Source organism: uncultured Brevundimonas sp. (genome assembly GCF_963975535.1).
Classification (GTDB): Bacteria; Pseudomonadota; Alphaproteobacteria; order Caulobacterales; family Caulobacteraceae; genus Brevundimonas.
Genome location: NZ_CAXBHE010000018.1, coordinates 1 through 26,213, shown reverse-complemented (window position 1 = coordinate 26,213; position 26,213 = coordinate 1). Strand labels below are relative to the sequence as shown.

22 protein-coding genes are annotated in these 26,213 nt (G+C 67.9%); 14 read left to right on the top strand and 8 right to left on the bottom strand.

The annotated features are described in order from the left end of the window. Positions 1–128 precede the first annotated feature (128 nt). The 4 genes from gcvPA (at position 129) to AACZ75_RS15455 (ending at position 4,279) form a co-directional block, all read left to right on the top strand. A complete protein-coding gene (gene gcvPA / locus AACZ75_RS15470) occupies positions 129–1,475 on the top strand; it encodes an aminomethyl-transferring glycine dehydrogenase subunit GcvPA (RefSeq protein ID WP_339874093.1) in 1,347 nt (448 codons plus the stop codon). Between the two features lie 11 nt (positions 1,476–1,486). Further along, positions 1,487–3,070 carry an aminomethyl-transferring glycine dehydrogenase subunit GcvPB gene (gene gcvPB / locus AACZ75_RS15465; RefSeq protein ID WP_339874092.1) on the top strand — a complete coding sequence of 528 codons (1,584 nt, stop codon included), beginning with the start codon at positions 1,487–1,489 and terminating at the stop codon, positions 3,068–3,070. Between the two features lie 219 nt (positions 3,071–3,289). Further along, complete coding sequence (locus tag AACZ75_RS15460) at positions 3,290–3,700, top strand: hypothetical protein (RefSeq protein WP_339874091.1); 411 nt, start codon at positions 3,290–3,292, stop codon at positions 3,698–3,700. Between the two features lie 108 nt (positions 3,701–3,808). After that, positions 3,809–4,279 carry a DUF6789 family protein gene (locus tag AACZ75_RS15455; protein ID WP_339874090.1) on the top strand — a complete coding sequence of 157 codons (471 nt, stop codon included), beginning with the start codon at positions 3,809–3,811 and terminating at the stop codon, positions 4,277–4,279. A gap of 60 nt (positions 4,280–4,339) precedes the next feature. Here AACZ75_RS15455 and AACZ75_RS15450 read toward each other — a convergent pair whose 3' ends face one another. The 6 genes from AACZ75_RS15450 to ileS all read right to left on the bottom strand — a co-directional run bounded on the left by AACZ75_RS15450 (position 4,340) and on the right by ileS (position 10,080). Then, positions 4,340–4,858, bottom strand: coding sequence for a F0F1 ATP synthase subunit B (locus tag AACZ75_RS15450; RefSeq protein WP_339874089.1), 519 nt, complete (start codon positions 4,856–4,858; stop codon positions 4,340–4,342). A 1-nt stretch (position 4,859) separates the two neighbouring features. Continuing rightward, a complete protein-coding gene (locus AACZ75_RS15445) occupies positions 4,860–5,447 on the bottom strand; it encodes a hypothetical protein (protein ID WP_339874088.1) in 588 nt (195 codons plus the stop codon). A gap of 65 nt (positions 5,448–5,512) precedes the next feature. Beyond that, complete coding sequence (locus AACZ75_RS15440) at positions 5,513–5,737, bottom strand: F0F1 ATP synthase subunit C (RefSeq protein WP_339874086.1); 225 nt, start codon at positions 5,735–5,737, stop codon at positions 5,513–5,515. 53 nt (positions 5,738–5,790) lie between these two features. Continuing rightward, on the bottom strand, positions 5,791–6,576 hold the full coding sequence (locus AACZ75_RS15435; protein ID WP_339874084.1) for a F0F1 ATP synthase subunit A: 786 nt from the start codon (positions 6,574–6,576) through the stop codon (positions 5,791–5,793). A 7-nt stretch (positions 6,577–6,583) separates the two neighbouring features. After that, positions 6,584–6,937, bottom strand: coding sequence for an AtpZ/AtpI family protein (locus tag AACZ75_RS15430; protein ID WP_339874082.1), 354 nt, complete (start codon positions 6,935–6,937; stop codon positions 6,584–6,586). Between the two features lie 218 nt (positions 6,938–7,155). Further along, positions 7,156–10,080, bottom strand: coding sequence for an isoleucine--tRNA ligase (gene ileS, locus AACZ75_RS15425; RefSeq protein ID WP_339874080.1), 2,925 nt, complete (start codon positions 10,078–10,080; stop codon positions 7,156–7,158). Positions 10,081–10,366: 286 nt separating this feature from the next. Between ileS and AACZ75_RS15420 the strand changes: the two genes are divergently transcribed. The 3 genes from AACZ75_RS15420 (at position 10,367) to AACZ75_RS15410 (ending at position 15,877) form a co-directional block, all read left to right on the top strand. Beyond that, positions 10,367–10,924, top strand: a complete 558-nt coding sequence (locus AACZ75_RS15420) for a DUF3828 domain-containing protein (RefSeq protein WP_339874079.1) — start codon at positions 10,367–10,369, stop codon at positions 10,922–10,924. 185 nt (positions 10,925–11,109) lie between these two features. Beyond that, positions 11,110–15,495, top strand: a complete 4,386-nt coding sequence (locus AACZ75_RS15415; RefSeq protein ID WP_339874077.1) for a CHASE domain-containing protein — start codon at positions 11,110–11,112, stop codon at positions 15,493–15,495. Next, the gene (locus AACZ75_RS15410) at positions 15,488–15,877 is read left to right on the top strand and encodes a response regulator (protein WP_339874075.1); all 390 of its coding nucleotides are present in this window, start codon (positions 15,488–15,490) and stop codon (positions 15,875–15,877) included. Before AACZ75_RS15415 ends, AACZ75_RS15410 begins: the two co-directional genes overlap by 8 nt. A 71-nt stretch (positions 15,878–15,948) precedes the next feature. On the opposite strand, the gene AACZ75_RS15405 is transcribed toward AACZ75_RS15410, so the two are convergent. Further along, positions 15,949–16,347 (bottom strand): cytochrome c, encoded by a 399-nt coding sequence (locus AACZ75_RS15405; protein WP_339874073.1) that lies wholly within the window; start codon positions 16,345–16,347, stop codon positions 15,949–15,951. Between the two features lie 119 nt (positions 16,348–16,466). On the opposite strand from AACZ75_RS15405, the gene AACZ75_RS15400 reads away from it, so the two are divergent. The 3 genes from AACZ75_RS15400 to AACZ75_RS15390 all read left to right on the top strand — a co-directional run bounded on the left by AACZ75_RS15400 (position 16,467) and on the right by AACZ75_RS15390 (position 18,818). After that, positions 16,467–17,288 carry a universal stress protein gene (locus tag AACZ75_RS15400; protein ID WP_339874071.1) on the top strand — a complete coding sequence of 274 codons (822 nt, stop codon included), beginning with the start codon at positions 16,467–16,469 and terminating at the stop codon, positions 17,286–17,288. 20 nt (positions 17,289–17,308) lie between these two features. Then, complete coding sequence (locus AACZ75_RS15395) at positions 17,309–17,980, top strand: phosphoribosyltransferase family protein (RefSeq protein ID WP_339874069.1); 672 nt, start codon at positions 17,309–17,311, stop codon at positions 17,978–17,980. A 97-nt stretch (positions 17,981–18,077) separates the two neighbouring features. After that, a complete protein-coding gene (locus tag AACZ75_RS15390) occupies positions 18,078–18,818 on the top strand; it encodes a carbonic anhydrase family protein (protein ID WP_339874067.1) in 741 nt (246 codons plus the stop codon). A 17-nt stretch (positions 18,819–18,835) separates the two neighbouring features. On the opposite strand, the gene AACZ75_RS15385 is transcribed toward AACZ75_RS15390, so the two are convergent. Beyond that, entirely contained in the window at positions 18,836–19,672 is an 837-nt protein-coding gene (locus tag AACZ75_RS15385; protein WP_339874065.1) for an enoyl-CoA hydratase-related protein, read from the bottom strand. A gap of 83 nt (positions 19,673–19,755) precedes the next feature. On the opposite strand from AACZ75_RS15385, the gene AACZ75_RS15380 reads away from it, so the two are divergent. The 4 genes from AACZ75_RS15380 to AACZ75_RS15365 form a co-directional block, all read left to right on the top strand. Continuing rightward, positions 19,756–20,613, top strand: coding sequence for an NAD(P)-dependent oxidoreductase (locus AACZ75_RS15380; protein ID WP_339874064.1), 858 nt, complete (start codon positions 19,756–19,758; stop codon positions 20,611–20,613). A gap of 58 nt (positions 20,614–20,671) precedes the next feature. Next, positions 20,672–20,980, top strand: a complete 309-nt coding sequence (locus AACZ75_RS15375) for an autorepressor SdpR family transcription factor (RefSeq protein ID WP_339874063.1) — start codon at positions 20,672–20,674, stop codon at positions 20,978–20,980. A gap of 154 nt (positions 20,981–21,134) precedes the next feature. Beyond that, a complete protein-coding gene (locus AACZ75_RS15370) occupies positions 21,135–22,577 on the top strand; it encodes an aldehyde dehydrogenase family protein (protein ID WP_339874062.1) in 1,443 nt (480 codons plus the stop codon). A 372-nt stretch (positions 22,578–22,949) separates the two neighbouring features. Then, the coding region (locus AACZ75_RS15365) for a hypothetical protein (RefSeq protein WP_339874060.1) at positions 22,950–26,213 on the top strand (3,264 nt) is incomplete at its 3' end.

The window sequence follows — 26,213 nt, the reverse complement described above, 5'->3', positions numbered from 1 at the left end:
CCGGCGAAAGCCGGGACCCAGTCCTGTCGTGAGGCAGTGTGCATGGGATGAGCGGCTTAGACCGATCGGCGACACTGATCGCCCATAACACTGGGTCCCGGCTTTCGCCGGGATGAGCGGAATAGAACATGCGCTACCTGCCCCTGACCCCCGATGACCGGTCCGCCATGCTGGCGGCAATCGGCGTGAAGTCGATCGATGACCTGTTTGTGGATGTGCCGAAACCGGCGCAGCGCGAGGGCTTCGTCGACCTGCCGCGCGTGGCCGGGGAGATGGAGGTCGAGCGGGCGCTGTCGGCGCTGGCGGGCCGCAACGTCGCGGCCGGGTCGGTGCCCTTCTTCTGCGGGGCCGGGGCCTATCGCCACCATGTGCCGGCCACGGTCGACCACGTGATCCAGCGTTCGGAATTCCTGACCAGCTACACCCCCTATCAGCCGGAGATCGCCCAGGGGACGCTGCAGTATCTGTATGAGTTCCAGACCCAGGTCGCCAACCTGACCGGAATGGAGGTGGCCAATGCCAGCCTCTATGACGGCTCGACCGCCATGGCCGAGGGCGTGCTGATGGCCACCCGCGTGACCCGCCGCAACAAGGCGGTGATCTCGGGCGGGGTGCATCCCCACTATGTCCAGGCGACCGAGACCGTGGTCCACGCCGTCGGGGTCGAGACCCAGGTGCTGGCCGCCGCGATCGACGCCGAGGCCGCGGTGATCGACCAGATCGGTCCGGACACCGCCTGTGTCGTGGTCCAGACCCCGAACGTGTTCGGTACTGCCACCGACGTGACCAGGATCGCCGAGGCTGCCCACGCCGCCGGAGCCCTGCTGATCGTCGTGGTGACCGAGGCCGTGTCGATGGGCCTGCTGAAGTCGCCGGGCGAGATGGGGGCCGACATCGTCGCCGCCGAGGGCCAGTCGATCGGCAACGCCCTGAACTATGGCGGGCCCTATATCGGCCTGTTCGCCTGCCGCGAAAAACTGATCCGCCAGATGCCGGGCCGGCTGACCGGGGAGACGGTCGACGCTGACGGCGCGCGGGGGTTTGTCCTGACCCTGTCGACCCGGGAGCAGCATATCCGCCGCGACAAGGCGACCTCGAACATCTGTACCAATTCCGGCCTGTGCTGCCTGGCCTTCAGCATTCACATGACCCTGCTGGGCGAGACCGGCCTGCGCCGTCTGGCCCTGCTGAACCACGAGGCGGCGGTGGCCACCCGGGACGCCCTGGCGACGATCCCGGGGGTCGAGGTGCTGACCGGGCGCTTCTTCAACGAGTTCGCGGTCAGGCTGCCCAGGCCGGCCGCCGGCGTGGTCGAGACCCTGGCCGGGCAGGGCATTCTGTGTGGTGTGCCCTACAGCCGACTGGCTCCGGAGGCCGGACTGGACGATGTGCTGCTGGTCGCCGCGACCGAGACCACCACCGCCGCAGACATCAAGAGTCTCGCCGACGCGCTGACGCGCGTTCTGGCCGCCTGAGGGATCCGATCATGAGCACCATGAACACCGTCGGCCGCCCGACCACGCCGAACACCGTCGATAGCAAGCCCGCCACCCTGACCGGCGGCCGCGGCCTGCTGCAGGACGAGATGCTGCTGTTCGAGCGGGACGGCTGGGGCAAGACCGGCGTCGACCTGGCCACGCCGAAGACGAATGGCAGCGATCTGGGTGATCTGGTCCGCAAGGACCCGATCGGCCTGCCCGGCCTGAGCGAGCCCGAGACCATGCGTCACTATGTGCGGCTGTCGCAGAAGAACCACGCCATCGACCTGGCCATCTATCCGCTGGGTTCGTGCACGATGAAGCACAATCCGCGCCTGAACGAGAAGATGGCGCGGTTGCCGGGCTTCGCCGACATCCACCCGCTGCAGCCGGTCTCGACCGTGCAGGGCGCGCTGGATCTGATGGACCAGCTGGCCCACTGGCTGAAGACCCTGACCGGCATGCCCGCCGTGGCCATGTCGCCCAAGGCTGGAGCCCATGGCGAGCTGTGCGGCCTGATGGCCATCCGCGCCGCTCACCGGGCCGCGGGGGAGGGGCTGCGCTCGGCGCATCCGCGCAACAAGGTGCTGGTGCCGACCTCGGCCCACGGGACCAATCCGGCGACGGCCGCCTTCGTCGGCTATACGGTGGTCGAGGTGGCCCAGACCGCCGACGGAAGGGTCGATGTCGCAGACCTGGCGGCCAAGCTGGGCCCCGACGTCGCCGCCATCATGGTGACCAACCCCAACACCTGCGGCCTGTTCGAGCGCGACATCATCGAGATCGCCCGGCTGACGCACGAGGCCGGGGCCTATTTCTATTGTGACGGGGCCAATTTCAACGCCATCGTCGGCCGGGTGCGCCCCGGCGACCTTGGCGTCGACGCGATGCACATCAACCTGCACAAGACCTTCTCGACGCCGCACGGCGGCGGCGGGCCCGGGGCCGGTCCGGTCGTGCTGTCGGCGGCCCTGGCCCCGTTCGCCCCAGCCCCCTGGGTCGTCAGTGGCGAGGACGGCTTCAGACTGGTCGAGCGGGCCGAGGACGAGGCGGTCCAGGCCTTCGGCCGGCTGTGCGCCTTCAACGGCCAGATGGGCATGTTCGTGCGCGCCCTGTCCTACATGATGAGCCACGGCTCGGACGGCCTGCGTCAGGTGGCCGAGGACGCGGTGCTGAACGCCAACTACATCAAGGCGCGGCTGTCGGATGTGATGAGCGTGGCCTTCCCCGAGGGGCCGTGCATGCACGAGGCCCTGTTCGACGATCGCTGGCTGAAGGGCACGGATGTCACCACCCTCGATTTCGCCAAGGCGATGATCGACGAGGGCTTCCACCCGATGACCATGTATTTCCCGCTGGTCGTCCACGGGGCCATGTTGATCGAGCCGACCGAGACCGAGTCCAAGCAGGAGCTGGATCGATTCATCGTGGCGATGCGGGCTCTGGCCGAGGCCGCGAAAGCCGGGGATGTCGACCGCTTCAAGGGGGCCCCGTTCCACGCGCCGCTGAAGCGTCTGGACGAGACCCGCGCGGCCCGTTCACCGCAGCTGCGCTGGACCGCGCCTGCCGGTTCCAATATCGCCGCTACCTAGACGCGGGCGTGGTGACCCGTCCTGTGGCTGATCGGCCACGGGACGGACGCGGTCGGGGGCGTCTTACAGAAGGTTCATCCGGCCGCCACGGTTCGGCCTTGGAACGCTCTGTAAAGGTCATTGTGGCAAGGTCATCACGGTCGGCGAGTCGTCGTCGGTCAGGATGAACCGGAAGCGATCCGGGGCGTTGCCAGTAATCCCGTTTGAGACCGACCCATCGTGACCCTCGCTATGTCCTTTTCCGAGCCTTATGACCGCTTCCGGCGGTCAGCGCCGGTGTTCGACCGGGCCGCACGCTGGGGCCAGATCGCCGCCGGTGTGGGCCTGTTCCTGGCCGGGATCGCGATCGCACCGATTCCGGGTCCGCTGGGCGTGCCGGTGTCGATGCTGGGCCTGGCGATGGTGCTGAAGAACTCCTACTGGGCCAAGCGGCAGTTCATCCGGGCCCAGCGCAAGCGGCCCAAATTCGTCTATCCGTTCCGTCGCCTGCTGCGCAAGAATCCGGAGTTCGCCCCGATCTTCTGGCAACAGGCGCTGCGGGCCGAGAAACTGGTGCTGAAACGCTCGCACCGGGTGCTGCCGCGGCTGCGGAAATTCACCCGCCGCCAGATCCGCCGCCTGACCCGCTAGCCGCCTCCCGATCGCGCGCACGCGAATGTGAACAAAAATACGCCCTGCAGGCGTATGCTTCACCTCGCGGAAATCAGCGAACCACAGCGTTGGGAGGCGCTAGATGTCATGATGTCACGCGTACAAAAAGGCATGGTCGCCGGTCTGCTGGCCACGGTCGCAGTCTCGGCACTCGAGTTGGTCAATGTCCTGTTTCTCAAATGGTTTGACCCGTTTCCGGCGGTGCTGGCCCACCTGATCGGCATGGACGGCAACCTGTCCGTCGGCTGGGCCGTCCATCTGCTGACGGGCACGGTGATCCTGGGGCCCCTGTTCGGGATCCTGTACAGCCGTCTGCCCACCTATACGCCCGAAACCAAGGGGATCGCCTTTGCCGTCGGCTCCTGGGTGCTGTTGATGCTGGTCATCATCATGATCGGGGATCCGCGCACCTTCACCGGCCCGACGGGCTTCGGTGTGGTCGGCTGGATGCTGCTGACCCATGCGGTGTTCGGGGTCGTGCTGGGTAACGTCTACGCCCGGATGCTCGCCCGTGAGCGGCACGCCCAGACGTCGATCGACGGCGCGACCGCGCACTGAAACGACAAAGGCCCCGCCGGTCGTCCGGCGGGGCCTCGATCGACGGGTGTGCGGGACCGTCTAGTTCAGGCGCGTACCGATCTGGGCGATGGCGGCATCGACCAGCGGGTCCTTGGTCTGACCGGCCAGACGGGCGGCGAGAATCTGTTCGGCGGCGCGGGCGGCCAGATCGGCAGCCGCAGCCTTGACCTCGGCCGTGGCCTGGGCCTCGGCCTGGGCGATGCGTTGCTCGGCGAGGGCCTGACGACGGGTCAGGGTCTCTTCCAGCTTGGCCTTGGCCTCGGTCTCCATGATGCGGGCATCGGCCTCGGCGGCAGCCAGCATCTGGGCCGCCTGGATCTCGGCGTCGGCCTTCTCGGCCCGGATCTGCTTGAGCAGGGCCTCGGCCTCGGTGCGCAGGCGGGTGGCCTCGTCAAGCTCGCCCTGGATCTTGGCGGCGGCGGCATCGAGCTGGCCGGCGATCAATTTCGGCACGCCGGCGACGACCAGGATGCCGAGGAACAGGACCAGGCCGATGCCGACCCACAGTTCGGGGTTGGCGATGTCCCAGAATGCGGCCCATTCGAAGAAGATATTCATATCAGGCGGCTCCCTTGACGGCCGCGGCGATCTCGCCGGCCGCGGCCTTGGTGCCGGTCAGGCGTTCGACGATGGCGGCGGCCGTATCGGCCGCAATGGTGGTGACATTGGTCATGGCGGCATCGCGGGTCTTGCCGATGGCCGTCTCGGCCTCGGCGATACGGGCGTTGACCACGGCCTCCTCGGCGGCTCCCCGACGGGCGGCCTCGTCGGCCACGCGGGTCTTGGCGGCGGTGGCCAGGGACCGTGAAGTGGCGCGGGCTTCCGCGACCTCGGCCTTGGCGACCTCAGCCTGGCCGGCCGCCTCGATCTGGACCTGGCGGGCCGTTTCCACGGCCGTGGCGATGGTCGCGGCGCGTTGGTCGATGACGCCGCGCATGCGCGGCGCGAAAACTTTTGAAATCAGAAGGTAGAGGATGGCGAACAGAACGATCAGCCAGATGATCTGGCCGACCCAGTGCTGGAATTCGAACTGGGGCAGGCCGCCGCCCTCGCCGCCGTGGGCAGCTTCGGTCGAGGCGTGCGTGTCCGCGACATTCACCGGTGCGTGCGCATCGGTATTCAGGACGGGTTCAATTGCTGTGGCCATGGATCGTCTGTCTTGAAATCAGGCGCGGCGGCGCACCGGGAGATGCGCCGCCGCCGGAAACGGTATCAGCCGAAGTAGATCAGAACGCCGAGAACGAAGGCGAGGATGCCGAGGGCTTCAGCGAGCGCGGCACCCACGAACAGGTTGCCGATCTGGGCACCGGCCGCCGACGGGTTGCGCAGGGCACCCGCGAGGAAGTTGCCGAAAATGTTGCCGACGCCGATGCCGGCACCGATCATGCCGAGGGTCGCGAGGCCTGCGCCGATGGCCTTGGCTGCTTCTACTTCCATAATCTCTAGTCCTGGTTGGTCTGGGTGGGTGGGGGTGAAAGAAAGGCTTTGGCCTAGTGGCCGTGGCCCAGATTGACCACATCGTTGAGGTAGATGCAGGTCAGAACGGCGAACACGAAGGCCTGAAGGAAGGCCACGAGAAACTCCAGGGCCGTCAGGCCGACGACCATGCTCAGCGACAGGGCCGCGCCCGGGATGCCGAGATAGCCGAGGCCACCGCCGGCGGCGAGGGCACCCAGCGATACGATGAAGCCGGCGAACACCTTCAGGGCCACGTGGCCGCCCAGCATGTTACCGAACAGACGCAGGGCGAGGGTGACGGGCCGCAGCAGGAAGGACACGAACTCGATCAGCACGATGACCGGCAGCAGCGGCAGCGGCACGCCCGACGGCACGAACAGCTTGAAGAAGCCCAGGCCGTGTTTGGCGAAGCCGATGACCAGCACGAGACCGATAGTCAGCAGCGCGAAGGTCGCGGTGACGGCCAGCTGCGAGGTGGCGGTGAAGCTCAGGAACAGGCCGAGCAGGTTCATCGCCAGGATGAAGGTGAAAACCGTGAAGATGAAGGGGAAGAGGGTCTTGCCCTCGTGGCCGATGATCGACTCGGCGAGGTTGTCGATCATGCCGAACAGGGTCTCGCCGGCGGCCTGCAGCCGGCCCGGAACGACCTGGGCGTTCGCGGTCACCAGCGACAGGAACAGCACGACCATGCCAAAGGCGACGGTCATCGCGATGTGCGAATTGGTGATGGCAAAATCGACCGTGCCCAGGACCGGAAGGGTCGCGTCGGGCAGGTCCACGATCTTGACGATCTGGAACTGATGAATCGGATCGGCCATCGGGTCCTTAGTCTTCTTCGTCTTCGTCGACGGGAGCCGGGGTTGGCTCGCCTTCGCGTTTTGCCTGCGCCATCAGACGATTCGCCGTCAGGCGCGCCATCCAGATCGAAACGGCGAAGCCCAGAAGGACACCGCCGATAATGCCCGCGGGGGCGGTTCCGAAGAACCGGTCCACGAGAAAGCCCGCCGCCAGACCGACAAACACACCGCCGAACAGGTCGGCGAGGATACGCCACGCCTGGCTCGACGCCGCATGACCGGCTGCCTGATGCTCTTTCGGCGCGGTTCGCGCTTCCAGAGCCGAGGCGCTGTCGTTGAGGCGTTTGATCGCCTCTTCGCGCGATTCCTTGGGCAGGGACATGGGTTGTTTTGCTCAGCGTTCCGACAGGGCCGGAACGGGTCTGAATTCGGCGCGGAACCTATAGGCGAGGGGGGCGCAGGTCAAGGCGGGAAGGTCGTGCATCAACACCCTGAAAAACCGCAGGATTGTTGCGCGTGCTGCAGGGTGCGGCGAAGGGTCCTGCGCCGTGGGGTACTCCGGGGATTGTTCCCGCCCCCTCCCTCACCCCGGGCGCGGGGTCACCCCGCCCGGGCACCGTCCCACCAGCGCACCGCATCCGCGTCGCGGGCGCTGAGCTCGGGATAGGCGGGGTCGGAGCCGACGTCCGGCACCCGGCGCCAGGAGCGGGCGCATTTCGGGTGGTCGGCCAGTTTGACCTCGACCGTCACGGCGTCGCCGCCCGTGACCAGTTCGGCCCCCGAGGTGCGGAACACCTCGGCCGGGTCCAGGCCCGCGAAGGCGGCGAAGGCGTCGGCCGGGCCGGTGACGACGGGCCAGGCGTCCAGCGCCCCGCCGATGGTCTTGGCGCGGCGCGACTCTTCCAGCGCCTCGTTGACGACCTCCAGCACGGTCTCGATCGACGCCCAGCGCCGCGCCTCCTCGGCGTTCTTCCAGGCGGCCGGGGTCTCGGGGATGACGCGCAGGCAGTTGCTGCCCGCGTCCGGATAGCGGGTGGTCCAGGCCTCTTCCATGGTGAAGGGGGTCAGGGGGGCCAGCCAGGCGGTCAGGCGCATGAACACCTCATGCATGACAGTGCGGGCCGCGCGGCGACGTATGGCGTCGGGGCGGTCGCAATAGAGGGCGTCCTTGCGGATGTCGAAATACAGGGCCGACAGGTCGTTGGAGCAGAACTCCAGCACCGGGCGGACCACGTCCTGGAAGCGATAGTCGGCATAGGCGTCGCGCACCTGGCCATCCAGTTCCCACAGCCGGTGCAGGATGAATTGCTCCAGCGGCGGCATCTGGTCCAGCGGCAGGCGTTCGGCCTCGTCGAATCCGGCCAGGGCCCCCAGCAGATAGCGGACGGTGTTGCGCAGCTTGCGATAGGCGTCGACCGTGGTCTGCAGGATCTGCTTTCCGATCCGCTGGTCCTCGGCATAGTCCACGAGCGCGACCCACAGGCGCAGGATGTCGGCCCCCGACTCCCGGATGATCACGGCGGGGTCGGTGGTGTTGCCCTTGGACTTGGACATCTTCTCCCCGTTCTCGTCCTGGGTGAAGCCGTGGGTCAGCACGGCCTCATAGGGGGCGCGGCCGCGGGTGCCGCACCCTTCCAGCAGGTTGGACTGGAACCAGCCGCGATGCTGGTCCGAGCCTTCGAGATAGAGGTCGGCGGGCCAGTGCGACGGGCGGTCGCCGGCATAACCCAGGGCCGGCACGCGCGGCTCCAGGGTGAAGGCATGGGTGCAGCCGGAGTCGAACCAGACGTCGAGAATGTCGCCGATCTTCTCGTAGCGTTTCGGGTCGTGGCTGCCGAGGAAGTCGGCGTCGGGGCGGTCGAACCAGGCGTCGGCCCCGCCCTCGGTGATGGCGGCCAGGATGCGGGCGTCGACCTCGGCGTCATGCAGGGGCTGGCCGGTCTCCTTGTCGACGAACATGGCCAGGGGCGTGCCCCAGGCGCGCTGCCGGCTGATCAGCCAGTCGGGACGCCCCTCGACCATCGAGCGGATGCGATTCTTGCCGGCGACCGGATGGAAGGCGGTCGCGTCTATGGCGGTCAGGGCCCTGTCGCGCAGGGTGTCGCCGTCCTTGAGCGGTTCATCCATGGAGATGAACCACTGCGGGGTGTTGCGGAAGATGATCGGGGCCTTGGAGCGCCAGCTGTGCGGATAGGAATGCTCCATCCGGCCGCGCGCCAGCAGGGTGCCCGCCTCGATCAGCTTTTCGATCACCGCCGGATTGGCGGGGCCGAATTTGCCGGTCTTCTTGCCCTCGGTCTCCAGCACCTTGAGGCCGGCGAACAGGGGGACGGAGGGATAGTAGGCCCCCTCGGCGTCGACCGTGTCCGGCACTTCGTGATGGCCGTGGGCCTTCCACACCTCGAAGTCGTCGGCCCCGTGGCCGGGGGCGGTATGGACGAAGCCGGTGCCGGCGTCGTCGGTGACGTGATCCCCGGCCAGCAGGGGTACGGAGTAGCCGTAGCCGGACGACAGGGCGGCCAGCGGGTGGGCGCATTCCAGGCCGGACGGATTGATGGTCTCCAGTCGCGTCCAGGTCGCGATCTTCGCGGCCTTGAAGACGTCCTCGGCCAGCTTGTCGCCGAGGATCAGCCGGTCGCCCGGTTTGGCCCAGGGCTCGAACTCCAGCCCGGTCTCCATGGCGGTGACCTCATAGAGGCCGTAGGCGATCTCGGGCCCGTAGCTGAGGGCACGGTTGGCCGGGATGGTCCACGGGGTGGTGGTCCAGATGACGATCGACGGATTGGCGTGGCGGAAGCTGAGCAGGTCGTCGGGATGGTCGTCGGTCGCGCCGGTGACGGGGAATTTGACCCAGATCGTGGGGCTGACATGGTCGTGGTATTCGATCTCGGCGTCGGCCAGGGCGGTGCGCTCGACCGGCGACCACATGACCGGCTTGGAGCCGCGGTACAGCTGACCCGAATTCTTGAACCTGTGGAACTCGCGGACGATGGCCGCCTCGGTGGCGAAATCCATTGTGGCGTAGCGGTTGTCCCAGTCGGCGGTGATGCCGAGGCGTTTGAACTGGTCACGCTGCACGTCGATCCAGCCGGCGGCGTATTCGCGGCAGGCGGCGCGGAAATCGGCCTTGGAGACCTCGTCCTTGCGCTTGCCCTGGCTGCGGAAGCGCTCCTCGATCTTCCATTCGATCGGCAGGCCGTGGCAGTCCCAGCCGGGGACGTAGTCGACGTCATAGCCCAGCAGGAAGCGGCTGCGGACGACGAAATCCTTCAGCGTCTTGTTGAGGGCGTGGCCGATGTGGATGTCGCCGTTGGCATAGGGCGGGCCGTCGTGCAGCACGTACAGCGGGGCCTTCTGCGCCTGACGGGCGGCCCGCAGGGTGCCGTACAGGTCACCCCACTGTTCGAGGATCAGCGGTTCCTTCTGCGGCAGACCGCCCCGCATGGGGAAGGGTGTCTCGGGCAGGAAGACCGTCTCGCGATAGTCGCGGCCGGTGGGGGACTCGGGAGTTTTGGCGTCGGCCATGAGGTGTCTCGGCGTGTTCAGGGTGATCGTTCGCAGGTCATTCGGGCGCGCCGCCGGCCGGCTGGCCGTCTGACGCGTCAGGTTCGATCCCGGCGTAGGCGAGGCCGAGGCCCCGACCCCCGTCTTCGGGGGTCTTACGCCGGGTGGCTAATCGAAATCGGGCGAAGGACGCGGACGGTCATGGTCCGGGCGGTCTAGCAGAGGGGCGGGGGGCTGCGCCATACCCGGTGTGTGCCTTGCCAGCGCGGGAGGGTCACGGGATAGTGGCGTCAGAGGGAGATTTCGCATGCGTGTTCCGTTTCCGGCCGTACCGTTCGCTCTCGCCACCCTGGCTGTCGTCGGGGGGCTGGGGGCCTGTTCCGATCATGAGCCGACCCATATCCAGCCGGCGGCCGAGGTCGTCGCCGCCCTGCCGCCGGGACGACCGGCCATCTATGCCGCGGCGCTGGACGGGCCCGAGTCGTTCGTTCGTGCCCTCTATGCCGTCTATGCCGAGCCGGGCGGCGGTCTGGAGGCGCTGCCGCCGGGTCGCGACCCGATCTACGGGCGGACGCTCAATGCCATGATCGGGGCCGATTTCCGCAAGGCGGACGGGGAGGTGCCCTATCTGAACCACGACCCGATCTGCGGCTGCCAGGACAGCGACGGGCTGACGCTCGACTCCGTCGTGGTAACCGAGACCGGTGCGGCCGAGGCCGAGGCGGTGGTGGTGTTCACCAATCTGGGCGAGACGCGCACCCAGACACTGAAGCTGCTGAAGGAGGGCCAGTCGTGGCGCGTCGTCGACGTGCTGGTGCCGGGCAAGCCGCCGCTGACGGAGCAGCTGCTGAAGGTGATCGACTAGGGACAGCCCGCACTTCAGGCTTATCAGGTCCTTAAGGCGGCCGTCACCACAGTGACGTCCACCGCTGACGAGAACCGCGACACCTGGATATGCTCCCGACCCTGCCCAACGGCCCGTACGCGCGACCCGACGCGACCGCTCCGGGACTCCCGTCGTGGCCTGCGATCCGGGCGGACTGACGCGGTATGGAGATTGCCAGGCTGGGCCAGGGCCTTGCGGCCAGGACGGCCATACTCGCGGTACTTTATGTTCTGACCGGAAAGCTGGGCCTGCTGCTGGCGGTGCCACCGGGCTATGCGACCGTGATCTGGCCCGCCTCGGGCCTCGCCGTCGGCATGCTGCTGGTCTACGGGCCGCGGTTGTGGGGCGGCGTGCTGATCGGTTCCTTCCTGCTGAACCTGATCAATTCGAACGGCGTCAGCCTCGAGAGCGGCGTGGATGGGATCAAGGTTCTGACCGCCGGGGGAATCGCGGTCGGGTCCACCCTGCAGGCGCTCGTCGGTCGCTGGCTGGTGACGCGGTTCGTGGGCCTGCCGCTGGCGCTGCACCGGGCGCGAAGTCTGGTCATCCTGATGGGGCTGAGCGGACCCCTGGTCTGTGTGATCGCCGCGAGCGTGGGGGTCGGCACGCTGCTGACGGCGGGGCTCATCACGCCGGCGGAGGTGGTCGGCAACTGGGCGACCTGGTGGCTGGGCGACGTCCTGGGCGTGTTCGTCTTCATGCCGCTGGTCCTGGCGGCACCGGGCAATCCGCAGCCGCCGTCCTGGAAGGGGCGGCCGCTGGCGAAATGGTCCGTGCTGACGGCCCTGGTCCTGATCGTGCCGCTGGGGCTGACCCTCTATGCCTGGAAGATCACGTCCGAGAATGTCCATCAGCAGGGGCAGGCCGCGTTCGCCGCCCTGACCGCCGAAAGCGAGGACGCGCTGCGCTTTCGCATGACGTCCTACGACTATGCCCTGCTGGGCGCGGCGGCCTATTACCAGGGCAAGGAACATCTCTCGCGGGCCGACTGGCGCGCCTATGTCGAGACGCTGAACATCCGGAACCAGTTTCCCGGCATCAACGGGATCGGTGTGATCCTGCCGGTCGAGCCCGCCGGGCGGGACGCCCTGGTCGCCCGGATGCAGGCGGACGGCGCGCCGCTGTTCGCGATCCATCCCGAGGCCCCCGGGCGGCCCCTCAATGTCATCACCTATATCGAGCCGATCGAGCTGAACGGTCCCGCCGTCGGACTCAACACCGGCTTCGAGGACAACCGGCTGGAGGCGGCGACGGTGTCCCGTGCCACCGGCGCATCGGCGATCACCCGAAAGATCATCCTGGTCCAGGACGATGAGCGCACCCCCGGATTTCTGATGATGCGTCCGGTCTATCGCGCCGGTGCCCCGACGCGGACGGCCGAGCAGCGCAGCGAGAACCTGAGAGCCTGGATCTACGCCCCCTTCATCGCCCGCAACCTGCTCGCCGGCCTGACCAGCAGCCAGGGCAGGAGTCTGGAGCTGAAACTCCATGACGGAACCGCGGAATCCGGGGACTCCCTGATCTATGACAGCGCCGGGGCCCGGGGCGACGCGCGCGCCCCGACCTATGTGGTCAGCCGGCCGGTCACCGTCATGCATCGGACCTGGCAGGCGGTGTGGTGCAGCACCCCAGCGTTTGAAAAGGCCCACAGATCGGACCAGCCGTTGCTGGTGCTGGTGGGGGGACTGCTGTTCACTGGCCTGTTCGGCATGTTCGTGATTCTCGGATCGGTGCGCACCACGGAGTCGATGGAATGGCTGCTGAGGGATCAGAAATACGCGGCCCCGATCCTGGTCTTCCTGATCGCCGCCGGGGGGGCGGCCTATCTCTACGACACGGCCCGGCAGCGCGAGCAGGTCTTTGTGCAGGATGTGGTGCGGGAACAGGCGGACACGGTCGCCCTGCTGATCACCGTCGACATGCGCGACCGGCTGCAGGCGCTGCGGCGGATGGGACGGCGCTGGGAGGCCGCGGGCGGCACGTCAGAGGCCGAATGGCGGGCCGATTCCGACGGCTATATCGAGCAATTTCCCGGCCTCAGGGCGGTGGAGTGGATCGACGACAGCTTCCATGTGCGCTGGGTCCAGCCGGTGGCCGGTAATGAGTCGATCGTCGGTCTGGATATTCTGTTCGACAAGGCAAGGGTCGATGCACTGAACGGGGCGGTGTCGCGATCCACCTTCACCCTCACGCCACCGCTCGATCTGGTGCAGGGCTACCGGGCCATCATCGCCTATTCGACCGTGCGGCGGGACGGCCGGTTCGCCGGCTTCATGGCGGCGGTGTTCGCGACGGACGGCCTGTTCGAGGGGGCGCTGGGCAACGCGATCAGCGACAGCTATGCGCTGACCATCACCGATCACGATCGTATCCTCTACGCCAGCGCGCCGGACGGCCAGGCCCTGATGCCGACGCGGACGGTCAGCCGCGACATCCGTGTGGCCGACACCGTCTGGCGGCTGTCGGTCACCCCCACCGTTTCGGTGGTGCGAAACCAGGCGTCCTTCCTGCCGGTCATGCTGCTGGTCGGGGGGCTGATGATCGCGGCCCTGCTGGCCCTGACCATGCGCGCCGTTCTGATGGCACGGATGAAATCAGCCTATCTGGTGCGGTCCAACCGGCTGAACGACGCCATCCTGACGAGCTCCGCCTATCTGATCATCGCGACAGACCGGGTCGGTACGGTGGTGCTGTTCAACCGGGCGGCGGAAGACGCTCTGGGCTATGCGGCCGGCGAGGTGGTCGGCACCCGGACCCCGGCGATCTGGCACGCGCCCGATGAGGTCGCGGCCCGGGCCGCGAGCCTGGGGCGCGAGCTGGACCATCCGGTCGAGCCGGGCTTTGCGGTCTTCACCCTGATGGCCGAGCGGGACGGGGTGGAATCGCGCCAGTGGACCTATATCCGCAAGGACGGCGACCGCTTCCCGGTCAACCTGACGGTGACGCCGCTGCGCGAGGACTCCGGCGAGATCACCGGCTATCTGGGCGTGGCCGAGAACGTCACGGAACGGCTGGAACAGCAAAGGGCGCTGCAAGACAGTGAGGAGACGTTCCGGGCGGCGATGGAATATGCGCCGATCGGGATGGGGCTGGGTTCGCTGGCCGGCGGCTGGCTCAAGGTGAGTCCGTCCCTGTGCGGCCTGTTCGGCTGCAGCCGGAAGGACCTCCTGCGCAGCGACATCCACAACCTGACCCATGAGGATGACCTGGCCGCGTCGATCGAGCTGCGGCGTCAGGTCCTGGCCGGAGAGATCAACAGCTACCAGACCGAGAAGCGCTACTATCACAGCAGCGGCCGGATCATCTGGGCCCTGGTCAATGTCGGGCTGGTCCGTGATGTCGACGGCGCACCGAAATACTTCATCATCCAGGTCCAGGACATCACCGACCGCAAGGCGATGGACCAGCTCAAGAGCGAGTTCATCTCGGTGGTCAGTCATGAGCTGCGCACACCGCTGACGTCGATTCGCGGATCGCTGGGGCTGATCGTCGGGACCATGGCCCGGGATTTGCCGGCGACGGCGTCGCGTCTGCTGGAAATTGCGTCCAAGAATTGCGAACGGCTGATCCTGCTGATCAACGACATCCTCGACATCGACAAGCTGGCCTCCGGCCAGATGCGGTTCAATACCCAGACCCATCAGGTGGCCCGGCTGGTCACCCAGGCGGCCGAGGCCAATACTGCCTATGCCGCGCACTTCAACGTGGCCCTCGCCGTAGAGCCGATCGATCACGATCTGGCGGTCAGGGTCGATGCCGACCGTTTGATCCAGGTCCTGTCCAACCTGTTGTCGAATGCCGCCAAATTCTCGCCGGACGCGGGGACGGTCACCCTGTCTGCGGCGGTGACAGCGACAGGACGGATTCGCGTCTCGGTGGCCGATCGCGGCCCCGGGATCACGCCGGAATTCAGCCGGGAGATCTTCGACAAATTCTCGCAGAGCGATTCCTCGATCACGCGGGCACGGGGCGGGACCGGACTGGGGCTGCATATCAGCCGGCAGATCATCGAACACATGGGCGGCGAGATCGGCTTCGATACCGAGGTCGGGGCCGGTTCCACCTTCTGGATCGAGGTTCCGGCCGCGGCCGCGGACCGGCCGGAGCCCGGCGACGATCCCATCACCGGCAATGCCCCGCGCGGTGAGGCCGGCGAAGACCGGCGTCTGCCACGCATCCTGCATGTCGAGGACGACGCGGACTTCAGCCGGTTTCTGGCCGCCGCCCTTCATGGTCGGGCCGAACTGGTGACGGCAACAAGCGTCCGTCAGGCCCTGAGCCTGGTCGCCCGGCAGAGGTACGCCCTGGTGGTCCTGGACATCGGACTGCCGGACGGGGACGGCCTGTCGCTGTTGCCGGTCCTGAGGGATCGCGACGACGGCGCGATCCCGGTCGCGATCCTGACGGCGGCGGAGATTCCGGACAGTGTCGTGCCGGATGTGGCCGTGGCGATGGTCAAGTCCCGCCTGTCGGAGGCCGATATGGTTGAAGCGATTCTGCGGTCGATCGCGACCGGCGAGACCCCCTCAGGAGTGACCGGTCATGACTGACGTGCTGAACCATGTCCTGTGCGTCGACGATGATCCCGACATTCTGGAAGTGGCGAAGATCAGCCTCGAACTGGTCGGCGGACTGACCGTCACCGGGCTGGACAGCGGGACCCGCTGCCTGGCGGAGGCGGCGACGGTCCGACCCGATCTGATCCTGCTGGACGTGATGATGCCGGGGCTGGACGGTCCGGCGACCCTGATGGCGCTGAAAGCCGACCCCGGTCTCGATGCGATGCCGGTCGTCTTCATGACCGCGCGGGTTCAGGAGGTCGAGGTTCAACAGTATCTCGCCATGGGGGCCGTCGCGGTCATCCCCAAACCATTCAATCCGATGACCCTGGCCGATCAGATCAAGGCCATCTGGGCGGGCCTGGAGTCCTAGACCGCGCCCTCTGCGCCGTCACCGGCCCAAGGCCCCGCCATGCCCAGGCGTCACCTGCTGCGGACGGGCGCTCACCGGGGCGGCGGTCGGTCCTGCCCCAGCGTTTCCAGCCAGGCCATCAGGTCGTCGATCTCGCCGGCGCGGAAGACATAGTCGGGCATGTCCGGGTGGCTGGTGACCAGCCCCTCGGCGAAGCCGTCGGCAAGGGACTCGGGATCCCGGCGGGCGGCAATGTCGCGCAGCGGCGGGGCCGCGGCGAGGGGGCTGGCGTCTTCGCGGCCGATGGCATGACAGCCGGAACAGGCGGTGGTGACGAAGACACGTCCGCGTTCCACCGCCTCGAGCCGGGTCCGGTCGGGCGCAGGCGAGGCGGGGCTGGCCTGGCGTGAATCGACGGCACCGCATCCGGCGACCGCCATGGCCAGCATCGACGCCAGCAACCGCACCGATTGTCCTGTGGTCTTGTCCATGGCGTCCTCCTGTCCGACGTCCCGAACAGTGGAGCCGGGGTGGCGGTCTGACCTTGATCCTGATCAAGGCCCGGCGATCCCGGATGTGATGTCTGGTGAGGCCCCAGGAGGATTGCGCGATGACCTGCCCGAGCCTGCTTGTCTACGTCGATGAAGGTGACGAGAGCGACGCCCGCGTCGAACTGGCCTGCGATCTGGCTGTCAGTTTCGACGCCCTGCTGATCGGTCTGTCGGCCAGCCTGCCACAGCCGCCGATGCTGGCACCGATCGCCGGGATGGGCGAGGTGCTGGCCGTCTATCGAGAGACGGCGGAGTCCGAGGTCGAGCGGGCCGGGGCGCGTTTCCGGGAAATCACCGACGCCCGGTCGGTACGCGCCGAGTGGCGGGCCGGTCTGGACTCCCCGGGCCGGATGCTGGCCGGTGACGCCCGGGCGGCGGACCTGATCATCATCGCCCAGAAGGCCAGGGGCGCGCCGTTCCGGGCCCCGGATCCCGGCGATGTCATCCTGACCGCAGGTCGGCCGGTGCTGGTCGTGCCGCCGGTCCGGGCGCGGTCTCCGGTGGGCGAGCCTGTCCTGGTGGCGTGGAAGGATACCCGCGAGTCCCGGCAGGCGGTGGCGGAGGCCCTGCCCCTGCTGCGCATGGCCTCGCGGGTCGACGTGATCGAGGTGGCGGCCGCGCCGGACATGGCGCTGGCCGGTACCCGGACCGCGGATGTCTGCCAGTTCCTGAAGCGACACCAGATCGAGGCCACGCCGACTCCGCTGGCCGACAACGGCGATCCGACCACGGTCCGTATCCTGGCCGAGGCTTCCAGGCGCAAGGCCGGGCTGGTGATCGCCGGCGGATATGGCCACGGCCGGATACGGCAATGGATGCTGGGCGGGGTGACCCGGTCCCTGCTCAACCACGGCGACGTCTGTTTTCTGATGGCGCACTGAGGCGCGGAGGGGGAACCGACATGACCGTTCAACGCCCACTCTTTGCCGATCGTACCGAGGCCGGGCGGCAGCTGGCGGAGCAGGTGGTCGCATCGGGCGAAACCGATGCGATCGTCTATGCCCTGCCACGCGGCGGCGTGCCTGTGGCCCTGGAGGTCGCCCGCGCCCTCGATGCCCCGCTTGACCTGGTTCTGGTGCGGAAGATCGGAGCGCCGGGCCATCCGGAGGTGGCCCTGGCGGCGGTGGTCGACGGCGGCTTTCCGCAGATGGTCGTCAATGAGGCGGTGCAACGCATGAGTGGGGCCAGCCCGCTCTATCTGGCCCGGGAGAAGGCCCTGGCCCTGGCCGAGATCGAACGGCGTCGCCGGCTCTATTTCGGCAACCGGACCCATCCGGACCCGGCCGGAAAAACCGTGATCCTGGTCGATGACGGTCTGGCGACGGGGGCGACGGCGCGGGTGGCCATCCAGCAACTGCGCGCGCGCGGGGCCGGGCGGGTGATTCTGGCCGTTCCGGTCATGCCGGAGACCAGTCTGGCGACGCTGCGGGCCGAGGTTGATCTGTTGATCTGCCTGGCCAGCCCGGTCGAGTTCCGCAGCGTCGGGGCCTTCTATGCTGACTTTCACCAGGTCGCGGACGACGAGGTGCTGGCGCAGCTGGTTGAGGCCGCCGGGTTCGATGGCGAGGCCTGACCCGGATCGGCGCGCGGCCCGGGGCGGGTTGATAAGGGGCCGGTCAATGGTACCTGTACGGAAGCGGGGCCGGTGACGGCCAAGGGGGAGACGACCGATGAGACTCATGGTGGCGACGGCAGCGGTTCTGGCGCTGGCAGCCTGCAAGCCGGCCAGCGAGACCGCGCCGGTCAAGGCCCCGGCCGGGGCGGCAGCGCACTGGAGCTATGCGGACCAGGCGCGCTGGGGCGGCGAGTGTCCGGTCGGGACGGCCCAGTCGCCGGTGGCGCTGACGACCGCCGACGCGGTCGACCTGCCGGATATCGCCACCGATTATGCGTCCGGGGCGGGGACCCTGCTCAACAACGGTCACACCCTGCAGTTCACGCCGGACGCGGCCGGGCGGACCCGGATCGGCACCGACGCCTATGATCTGGTGCAGTTCCACTTCCATGCGCCCAGCGAACATACGCTGGACGGCAAGCGCTACCCGCTCGAGATACATTTCGTGAACCGCAACGCCGACGGGGCCCTGGCCGTGGTCGGCGTATTCGTGACCGAGGGGGCGGCCAATCCGGCGCTGGCGTCGCTGCTGGCGGCCCTGCCGTCGCAGGCGGGCGAGGCGGGCGTGACCCGGCCGGGCGTCTATCCGGTGCTGCTGCTGCCGGACGACCGGCACTATTTCGCCTATGCCGGCTCGCTGACGACACCGCCCTGCACCGAGGGGGTGCGCTGGAACGTACTGTCGACGCCGATCGCGGCCTCGGGCGAACAGATCGCCGCCCTGTCGGCGGCGCTGGGCGCGTCGAATCGCGCGGTGCAGCCGATGGGTGACCGGTCCGCGGCCTTCGGCGACTAGCCGGCGCGGTCCGGGCGTCAGTCGTCCGGGGCCAGCACCGAGGCCAGCGGGGCCAGGTCGGCGAAATCGCCCGGCTGTTTCAGGGTCCGGGCCTGGATCGCGGCCAGGATATCGGCCGGGTTCCAGATCGAGCCCTGCATGACGGCGGCCCATTCCAGCCCCTCGGCCACAGTGTGGTCGCGGGCGTGGACGATGGCGGCCTTGGAGCCCGACACGGCCAGCGGGGCCCTGGCGGCAATGGCGCGGGCCATGTCGAGGGCGGCGGCCAGCAGGGCCTCGGGGTCGGGCAGGACGGCGTTGACGAAGCCCAGCCGCTCGGCTCGCTCGGCGGTCAGGGTGGTGCCCAGATACGCCAGTTCCCGAACCACCGCGTCGGGCAGGGTCCTGGGCAGGCGCTGCAGGCTGCCGATATCGGCCATCATGCCGATATTGATCTCCTCGATGCGGAAATACGCCTCCTGCGAGACCAGACGCAGGTCGCAGGCGGAGACCATGTCGAGGCCGGCCCCGACACAGGCCCCCTGGATGGCGGCGATGACCGGGAAGCGGACGCGCTCGAGCCGGGTCAGGGAGTCCTGCAGCTCGCGCGCCGACTGGTGGAAGGCCTGACGGGCGGCGGCGGTGTCGGTGTTGAGGATGGACCCGCCCGAGAAGACCGAGATGTCCATGCCCGCGCAGAAATTGCGGCCGTCGCCGGACAGGACCAGGGCGCGCACGTCACCGGCGGCGTCCAGGGCCTTCAGCGCCGGGCCGAACGCGCGCCAGAATTCCATGCCGAGGGCGTTGGAGGCCTCGGGCCGGGTCAGGCGCAGATGGGCGACGGGGCCGTCGCGGGTGATCTGGAATGCGGTCATGACGGCCTCTCGCTCGGTCTGAAGTTCTGTGTCTTTATGCACCGTATCCGTTTTCCATTGAAACCCACCCGGAGCCAAGGCCGATGTCACTGCAGGGAAAAACGCTGTTCATCACCGGGGCCAGCCGGGGCATCGGCCTGGCCATCGGCCTGCGCGCGGCGCGGGACGGGGCCAATGTAGTCATCGCGGCCAAGACCGCCGAGGCGCACAAGCATTTGCCCGGCACCATCTATTCGGCGGCGGAGGAAATCGAGGCGGCCGGGGGTCAGGCCCTGCCGCTGATCGTCGATGTGCGCGACGAGGACTCGGTCAATGCGGCGGTTTCTGCGGCCGTGGACCGGTTCGGCGGCATCGACATCTGCGTCAACAACGCCTCGGCCATCCAGCTGACCGGGACGCTGGCCACCGAGATGAAACGCTATGACCTGATGCATCAGGTCAACGCCCGGGGCACCTTCATGGTGTCGCGGGCCTGCCTGCCGCACCTGCAGAAGGCGGCCAATCCGCATGTGCTGGCCCTGTCGCCGCCGCTGGACCTGTCGCCGCACTGGTTCGGACCGCACGTCGCCTATTCGATGGCCAAATACGGCATGAGCCTGGCCATGCTGGGCATGGCCGAGGAGTTCCGCGGCGAGGGGATCGCCTTCAACGCCCTGTGGCCGCGCACGGCCATCGCCACGGCGGCGATCGAATTCGCCCTGACCGGCAAGGACGGTCTGGCCCATTGCCGGACGCCCGAGATCATGGCCGATGCGGCCCACGCCATCTTCTGCCAGCCGGCGCGGGAGCTAACCGGGCGGTTCCTGATCGACGACAGCTTCCTGTATGAACAGGGGGTGCGCGATTTCGGGATCTACAGCGTCGATCCGTCCAAGGCCCTGATGCCCGACTTCTTCGTGCCGGCCGACAGCGTGCCGCCGCCGGGGGTCAAGATCGGGTAGCCGCGCGGCGTAGCGGGGCGGATTTACTTCGCTTAGGCGGCTGGCTAAACGAAGCGGCATGAATTCCGTGTTCAAGGCCCTGGCTGATCCGACGCGCCGGCGGGTGCTGGAGTTGCTGCGCCAGCGGCCGATGACCGCCGGGGAACTGGCCGATCAATTCAGCTTCGCCAAGCCGACCATGTCGGCCCATTTCACCGTGCTGAAGGAGGCCGGTCTGGTGGAGGCGACCAAGGATGGCAAGCAGGTCATCTACCGGCTGAAGCTGTCGGTGCTCGAGGACGCCCTGTTCGGATTCGCCAGGACCTTCGGCATCGGGGATGCGGTCGGCCCTCCCGGGGGCAGCGGTCAGAAAACGCCCCCCGCCTAGATCGTTTCCGTCCTGCCCGCGTGGGGTCGGGACCTGTGCCGCCGAATTGGTGCGGGCAGAGGGCTGATTTCGCTGGCGGTTGAGCCTATCTCTGTCGCAGCGCCCGGTGTGCCCGCACCGCCTGCGCGCCTTACCGCAACGAAGGATCATCGCCATGTCGGATACGCTGGAACTGTCGCACTGGATCGGTGGCGAGAAGGTGGAGGCTGACCGTCCCGGCGAGAGCCTGAACCCGTCCGACACGCGCGACGTGGTGGCCAGGACGCCGAAGGGCGGGGCGGCCGAGGTCGGGCAGGCCGTGGACGCCGCCAGCGCGGCCTTCCCCGCCTGGTCGGAAGCCTCGCCCGAGGTGCGGTCCGACATCCTGGACCGGGCCGGCACCCTGATCCTGGAGCGGCGCGAGGCCCTCGGCCGGCTGCTGTCGCGCGAGGAGGGCAAGACTTTGGCCGAGGGCATCGGCGAGACGGCCCGCGCGGGGCGGGTGCTGAAATTCTTCGCCGGCGAAGCCCTGCGCCTGCACGGCCAGAACCTGGCCTCGATCCGGCCGGGCGTCGAGATCCAGACCTATCGCCAGCCGATCGGGGTGTTCGGCCTGATCACGCCGTGGAATTTCCCGATCGCCATCCCGGCCTGGAAGATCGCCCCGGCCATCGCCTTCGGCAATACAGTGGTGCTCAAGGCCGCCGGGCCGACCCCGGCCACGGCCGAGGCGCTGATCGCCATCCTGCATGAGGCGGGCCTGCCCGCGGGCGTGGTCAATATGGTCATCGGTGACGGCGACGTCGGTCGGGCCATCGTCGCGCACAGGGACGTCGTCGGCATCAGCTTCACCGGCTCCCAGACCGTGGGCGCGGGCGTGGCCGAAAATGCGATGAAGCGTCAGGCGCGGGTGCAACTGGAGATGGGCGGCAAGAACCCGCTGATCGTGCTGGACGACGCCGATCTGGACCGGGCCGTGGCCATTGCGCTGGACGGATCCTTCTTTGCCACCGGACAGCGCTGCACCGCCTCCAGCCGCCTGATCGTGCAGGACGGCATCCACGACCGTTTCGTCGCCGCCCTGGCCGAGAAGGTGAAGGGGCTGCGCGTCGGCGACGCTCTCGATCCGAATACCCAGATGGGCCCGGCGGTCAGCGATGCCCAGCGCGAGAGCTCCTATCGCTATATCGACATCGCCCGCGAGGACGGGGGCCGGGTGGTCACCGGCGGCGAGCGTCTGAACATGGACAAGCCGGGCTGGTACGTCCAGCCGACCCTGATCGCCGACACCTCCGCCGATGCGCGAATCAACAATGAAGAGGTGTTCGGTCCGGTCGCCTCGACCATCCGGGTCAGGGACTATGAGGAAGCCCTCGCGGTCGCCAACGGGGTCGAGTTCGGCCTGTCGGCGGGGATCGTGACCCAGTCGCTGAAACATGCGCGCGACTTCCAGCGCCGGGCGAAGGCGGGAATGACCATGGTCAACCTGCCGACGGCCGGGGTCGACTATCATGTGCCGTTCGGCGGCACCAAGGCGTCCAGCTACGGCCCGCGAGAGCAGGGCTTTGCCGCCGCCGACTTCTATACCCAGATCAAGACCAGCTATTCGGCCGGGTAGCCGCGACTTCGGCGACCCCGGCTTGCGGGGAGCGGGGGCTGGGCGCGATCCCGGTGCTGATAAATGCGCTCACGGGCAGTCGAATTTTCCGCTGTGAACGATGTTCCGGTCGTCTGTGGCCATGGCTGCGACCGCTTGGTTGAGGCCGGCGGTGGTGCCCCCCCGGACAGCGAATTCCAATGATTCCGGGCGTCCGGCCGCGGAGGGAGTCCCGTTTCCGCCCCCCGGCAGTGCCGACCTGACCGGCGTTTTCGCGCGCCCGGCGTATCGTCCCAAGATTGGGACAAACCGCTATAGTTTCAGGGTGATCTCCTGAGCTATCCCCGCAGCCAAGATTCTAATTTGGCACCGCTGTGCCCGGGGATGACACCAGTGAACACGACCAAGACCAGCCGCAACGCGGCCATGATGACCAGCACCTCGCTCCTGGTGCTTGGCCTGTTCTGCGCTGCGCCGGCCATGGCCCAGTCCACCCTGACCGGCGCGCCGGGTCAGGCCCTGACCGCCGGCACGGTGTCGACAACCAGCGGTACGATCTACGACGGTGGGACCGGCGGCTATGTCAGTGTGTATTCCGATGAAAACAACGACACCCAGACGGCCACCGGTGCCGAGATCAGCGCCGTGTGGACGGCGCTGAACTTCGAATCCGACGCGTCGTTGGCTGGCCTGTTGACCGTGGTTGTCGACGGGAATTCCCAGATCCATAGCTCAAATGGCCACGCCGTCACTGTCTACACCGGTTCAGAATCCCTCCTGCTCGACACGTCCAGCGGTGGCAACACCTTTACCGCCAATGGCGGCAACGGTCTGGAAGCCGGCTCGTCCAACGGCGGATCGGTCACGGTCCTGAACGGGGCCAATACCATCCACGTCTCGGGCTCCGGCATCAGCGCACGCACGGATGCCGCTGACATCACTATCGATTCCGTCGGCGGTACGATCGATGCCTACTACGGCGGAATCTCCGCCAGTACAGACGGCAACGGCAATATTGTCATCGGTCAGGGCACGGGCATTACGACCGCCATCTCCCTGTACGAGCGGGACGATGAGGACGGGGTCTCCGCTCCGGGAACCGGCATTGAGGCCTACAGCTTTTACGCGGGCACAATCGACATTCGCACCGGAGCCGGCGGCACGATCGACGGGGGCGAGACCGGCATCCACTCGCAGGCCGCGGACGGGGCCACGACGGTCAACGTCGGGGCTGCTATCGGCGGCGCGACCGCGCCGAGCAACGTCGGAGTCTACGCCTTCTCGCGTGGCGGCGCGATCACGGTCAATACGACTGCAGCCGTTTCCGGGAATACCGTCGGTCTGAATCTCGATACCCAGGGCGGTGAGGGTTCGCAGACGGTGAATATCGGCGGCAACGTCACCTCGAATGGATCCGGCGTGGTGTTGTCGGTGTCCGAAGTGTCCATGATGAAGTCGGTCACGCCCCTGGTCTTTGATGGACTGGGCGCTATCCCGGCCCCGACGGGCACGGGTGGGGCGTCCCTGACCCTGACCGGGCCGGTAGCCATCCTCGCCAATGGTCAGTACGGGGTTGATGTCCGCACCGTCTCCGGCGCGATCAACGTCACGGCCCTGGACGGCCTGTCGAGCATCACGGCCACCGACGGGGCCAGCGTGAACCTGTACAGTCAGACCGGTGACATCAACCTGACGTCCAATGGCACGATCAGCTCGACCGGTGGTGCCGGCCTCTATGCCGCCACGGCCGGGGATATCGACCTGCGGGTCGGAACCGTCACCACCGTCGGCGGCAGTTCAGACCTCTACGCCGGGGCCTCTTCCGGATTTGCCGTGAACGTCAACGCGACCGGCGGCAACGTCAACGTCGCCGCCAGCGGGCCGGTGACGGGTGGTGCCGCGGGCGGCATCAACGTCAGGGCCACCGGCAATGCCGCGGTCAGCGTGACCGCCGATTCCGTGACCACGGTCGGCGGCCGTGCCGTCACGGTCTATGCCGGGACGGGTGATGTCAGCATCGCCACCACCGGTTCGATCCAGGCCTACGGCAGTGGTCTTCTGGCGGAGAACGCCGGCGCCGGCACCGTAACGGTGCATGCCGCGGGCCCGGTCACCAGCCTGTACGGCACGGGCCTGATCGCCCAAAACATCGGCGGCCTGGGCGCCGTCACCGTCGGGACCGCCGATCAGCGGATCGGCGGCTTGATCACGGGCGGCTTCAACGGCAATGGCATCAACGCCCTCGGTGCCGGCGACGTCAGCGTCTATGCCGGTGCGGTCACCGCCCGCAATCGCGCGATCGTCGCCGCCAGCCAGTACGCCGGTACCAATGGTCGCGTCCTGATCGACGTCACCGGACCCGTGTTGAGCACGGGCTTCTACGGCATCGTCGGCGTCAACAACGGTGCCCTGGCCAGCAATTCGATCACCGTTCGCGCCGCCGACACCGTAACCGGGACCGGCGCAACCGCGATCAGCGCCCAGACGAATGCCGGTGACATCTTCATCACCGCCCTCGGTGACCTCGTGTCGCACGAGCGGTCGGACGGCTATATGGGTGATGGCATCTATGCCAACTCCGAGGCCCAGGGTGCCATCACGATCTCTGCGACGGGGGGCATCGTCAGTGGTTATGACGGCATCTACGCCCGCTCGGTTGACTCGACCCTGTACGAGGCCGTGGCAGCCAGTTCCGGCAGCGATGACGGCCGGATCGGTGCGGCGATCGGTGCGCCCGCCGCCTCCGGAATCGACATCTACACGACCGGGGCCGTCAGTGGCCTGCGCGCCTACGGTATCTATGGCTATTCCGATACCGGCTCGGTGAACATCGTCTCCGGCGGCTCGGTGACGGGCCTGTCTGACGCCATTCGGGGTGCGTCCAGCGGCGGTGACGTCACCATATCCACGGCGGATGCCGGCGCGACCAATGGCTTCGGCGTCTACGCCGAACGGTATGGCAGCGGGAACAGCGCGGTTCAGGTCAATGTGACCGGGGCCAGCACCGTCAGCGGCGAAACCGGGATCAGCGTCGTCAATGGTTCGACGGGCGCGGTCACGGTGAGCTCGGCGGCCGGTTCGCACGTCATCGGCCGGGACGGGTCCGGCGTGGACGCCCGGGCCAATGGCGGACTGCTGACGATCGCCATGGCGGGCAGCGTGACCGGCGGCGAGGAATCCGCCGGCATTTACACCGAGAACCAGAACAGCGGTGGCATCGACATCAATGTCGATGGCGCGGTCGCGGGACAGACCGGCATCTTCGCCCGGACCGGCACCGGCGCGATCAATATCGGCACCCTGCTTGACCGTTCGACCGGCCCCATCACGGCCGCCGGCGGACCGGGCGTGTACGCGGAGACGGCCGGCAACATCGGCATCCACGTCGGCGCGGTCAGTGCCACGGGCGGCGACCCGGTGACCTTCGACGCCGACCGTCACCCGACCCCGCTGTCGAGCCAGAGTGGTTACGGTATCCTGGCCCTGTCATCGGCCGGCACGGTCACCATCGACGCCAATGGTCTGGTCAGCGGCGGGGCCGCCGGCGGCATCTACGCCCGGACCGCGGGTACCAATGCGCTCAGCATCTCCACGGCGGCCGTGACGGCGGCAGCGGGTGACGCGATCCAGGCCGACGCCTTCGGCGGCAACATCAGC

Excerpts from the sequence above, each read along its gene's own strand:
- AACZ75_RS15400 (WP_339874071.1), top strand. The coding sequence starts at position 16,467 with ATGACCTGCCCGAGCCTGCTTGTCTACGTCGATGAAGGTGACGAGAGC.
- AACZ75_RS15430 (WP_339874082.1), bottom strand. The coding sequence starts at position 6,937 with ATGTCCCTGCCCAAGGAATCGCGCGAAGAGGCGATCAAACGCCTCAAC.
- AACZ75_RS15380 (WP_339874064.1), top strand. The coding sequence starts at position 19,756 with ATGTCACTGCAGGGAAAAACGCTGTTCATCACCGGGGCCAGCCGGGGC.
- AACZ75_RS15390 (WP_339874067.1), top strand. The coding sequence starts at position 18,078 with ATGAGACTCATGGTGGCGACGGCAGCGGTTCTGGCGCTGGCAGCCTGC.
- AACZ75_RS15385 (WP_339874065.1), bottom strand. The coding sequence starts at position 19,672 with ATGACCGCATTCCAGATCACCCGCGACGGCCCCGTCGCCCATCTGCGC.
- AACZ75_RS15435 (WP_339874084.1), bottom strand. The coding sequence starts at position 6,576 with ATGGCCGATCCGATTCATCAGTTCCAGATCGTCAAGATCGTGGACCTG.
- ileS (WP_339874080.1), bottom strand. The coding sequence starts at position 10,080 with ATGGCCGACGCCAAAACTCCCGAGTCCCCCACCGGCCGCGACTATCGC.
- AACZ75_RS15410 (WP_339874075.1), top strand. The coding sequence starts at position 15,488 with ATGACTGACGTGCTGAACCATGTCCTGTGCGTCGACGATGATCCCGAC.
- AACZ75_RS15420 (WP_339874079.1), top strand. The coding sequence starts at position 10,367 with ATGCGTGTTCCGTTTCCGGCCGTACCGTTCGCTCTCGCCACCCTGGCT.
- AACZ75_RS15395 (WP_339874069.1), top strand. The coding sequence starts at position 17,309 with ATGACCGTTCAACGCCCACTCTTTGCCGATCGTACCGAGGCCGGGCGG.
- AACZ75_RS15445 (WP_339874088.1), bottom strand. The coding sequence starts at position 5,447 with ATGGCCACAGCAATTGAACCCGTCCTGAATACCGATGCGCACGCACCG.
- AACZ75_RS15415 (WP_339874077.1), top strand. The coding sequence starts at position 11,110 with ATGGAGATTGCCAGGCTGGGCCAGGGCCTTGCGGCCAGGACGGCCATA.
- AACZ75_RS15375 (WP_339874063.1), top strand. The coding sequence starts at position 20,672 with ATGAATTCCGTGTTCAAGGCCCTGGCTGATCCGACGCGCCGGCGGGTG.
- AACZ75_RS15450 (WP_339874089.1), bottom strand. The coding sequence starts at position 4,858 with ATGAATATCTTCTTCGAATGGGCCGCATTCTGGGACATCGCCAACCCC.
- AACZ75_RS15440 (WP_339874086.1), bottom strand. The coding sequence starts at position 5,737 with ATGGAAGTAGAAGCAGCCAAGGCCATCGGCGCAGGCCTCGCGACCCTC.
- gcvPB (WP_339874092.1), top strand. The coding sequence starts at position 1,487 with ATGAGCACCATGAACACCGTCGGCCGCCCGACCACGCCGAACACCGTC.
- AACZ75_RS15405 (WP_339874073.1), bottom strand. The coding sequence starts at position 16,347 with ATGGACAAGACCACAGGACAATCGGTGCGGTTGCTGGCGTCGATGCTG.
- AACZ75_RS15370 (WP_339874062.1), top strand. The coding sequence starts at position 21,135 with ATGTCGGATACGCTGGAACTGTCGCACTGGATCGGTGGCGAGAAGGTG.
- AACZ75_RS15455 (WP_339874090.1), top strand. The coding sequence starts at position 3,809 with ATGATGTCACGCGTACAAAAAGGCATGGTCGCCGGTCTGCTGGCCACG.
- gcvPA (WP_339874093.1), top strand. The coding sequence starts at position 129 with ATGCGCTACCTGCCCCTGACCCCCGATGACCGGTCCGCCATGCTGGCG.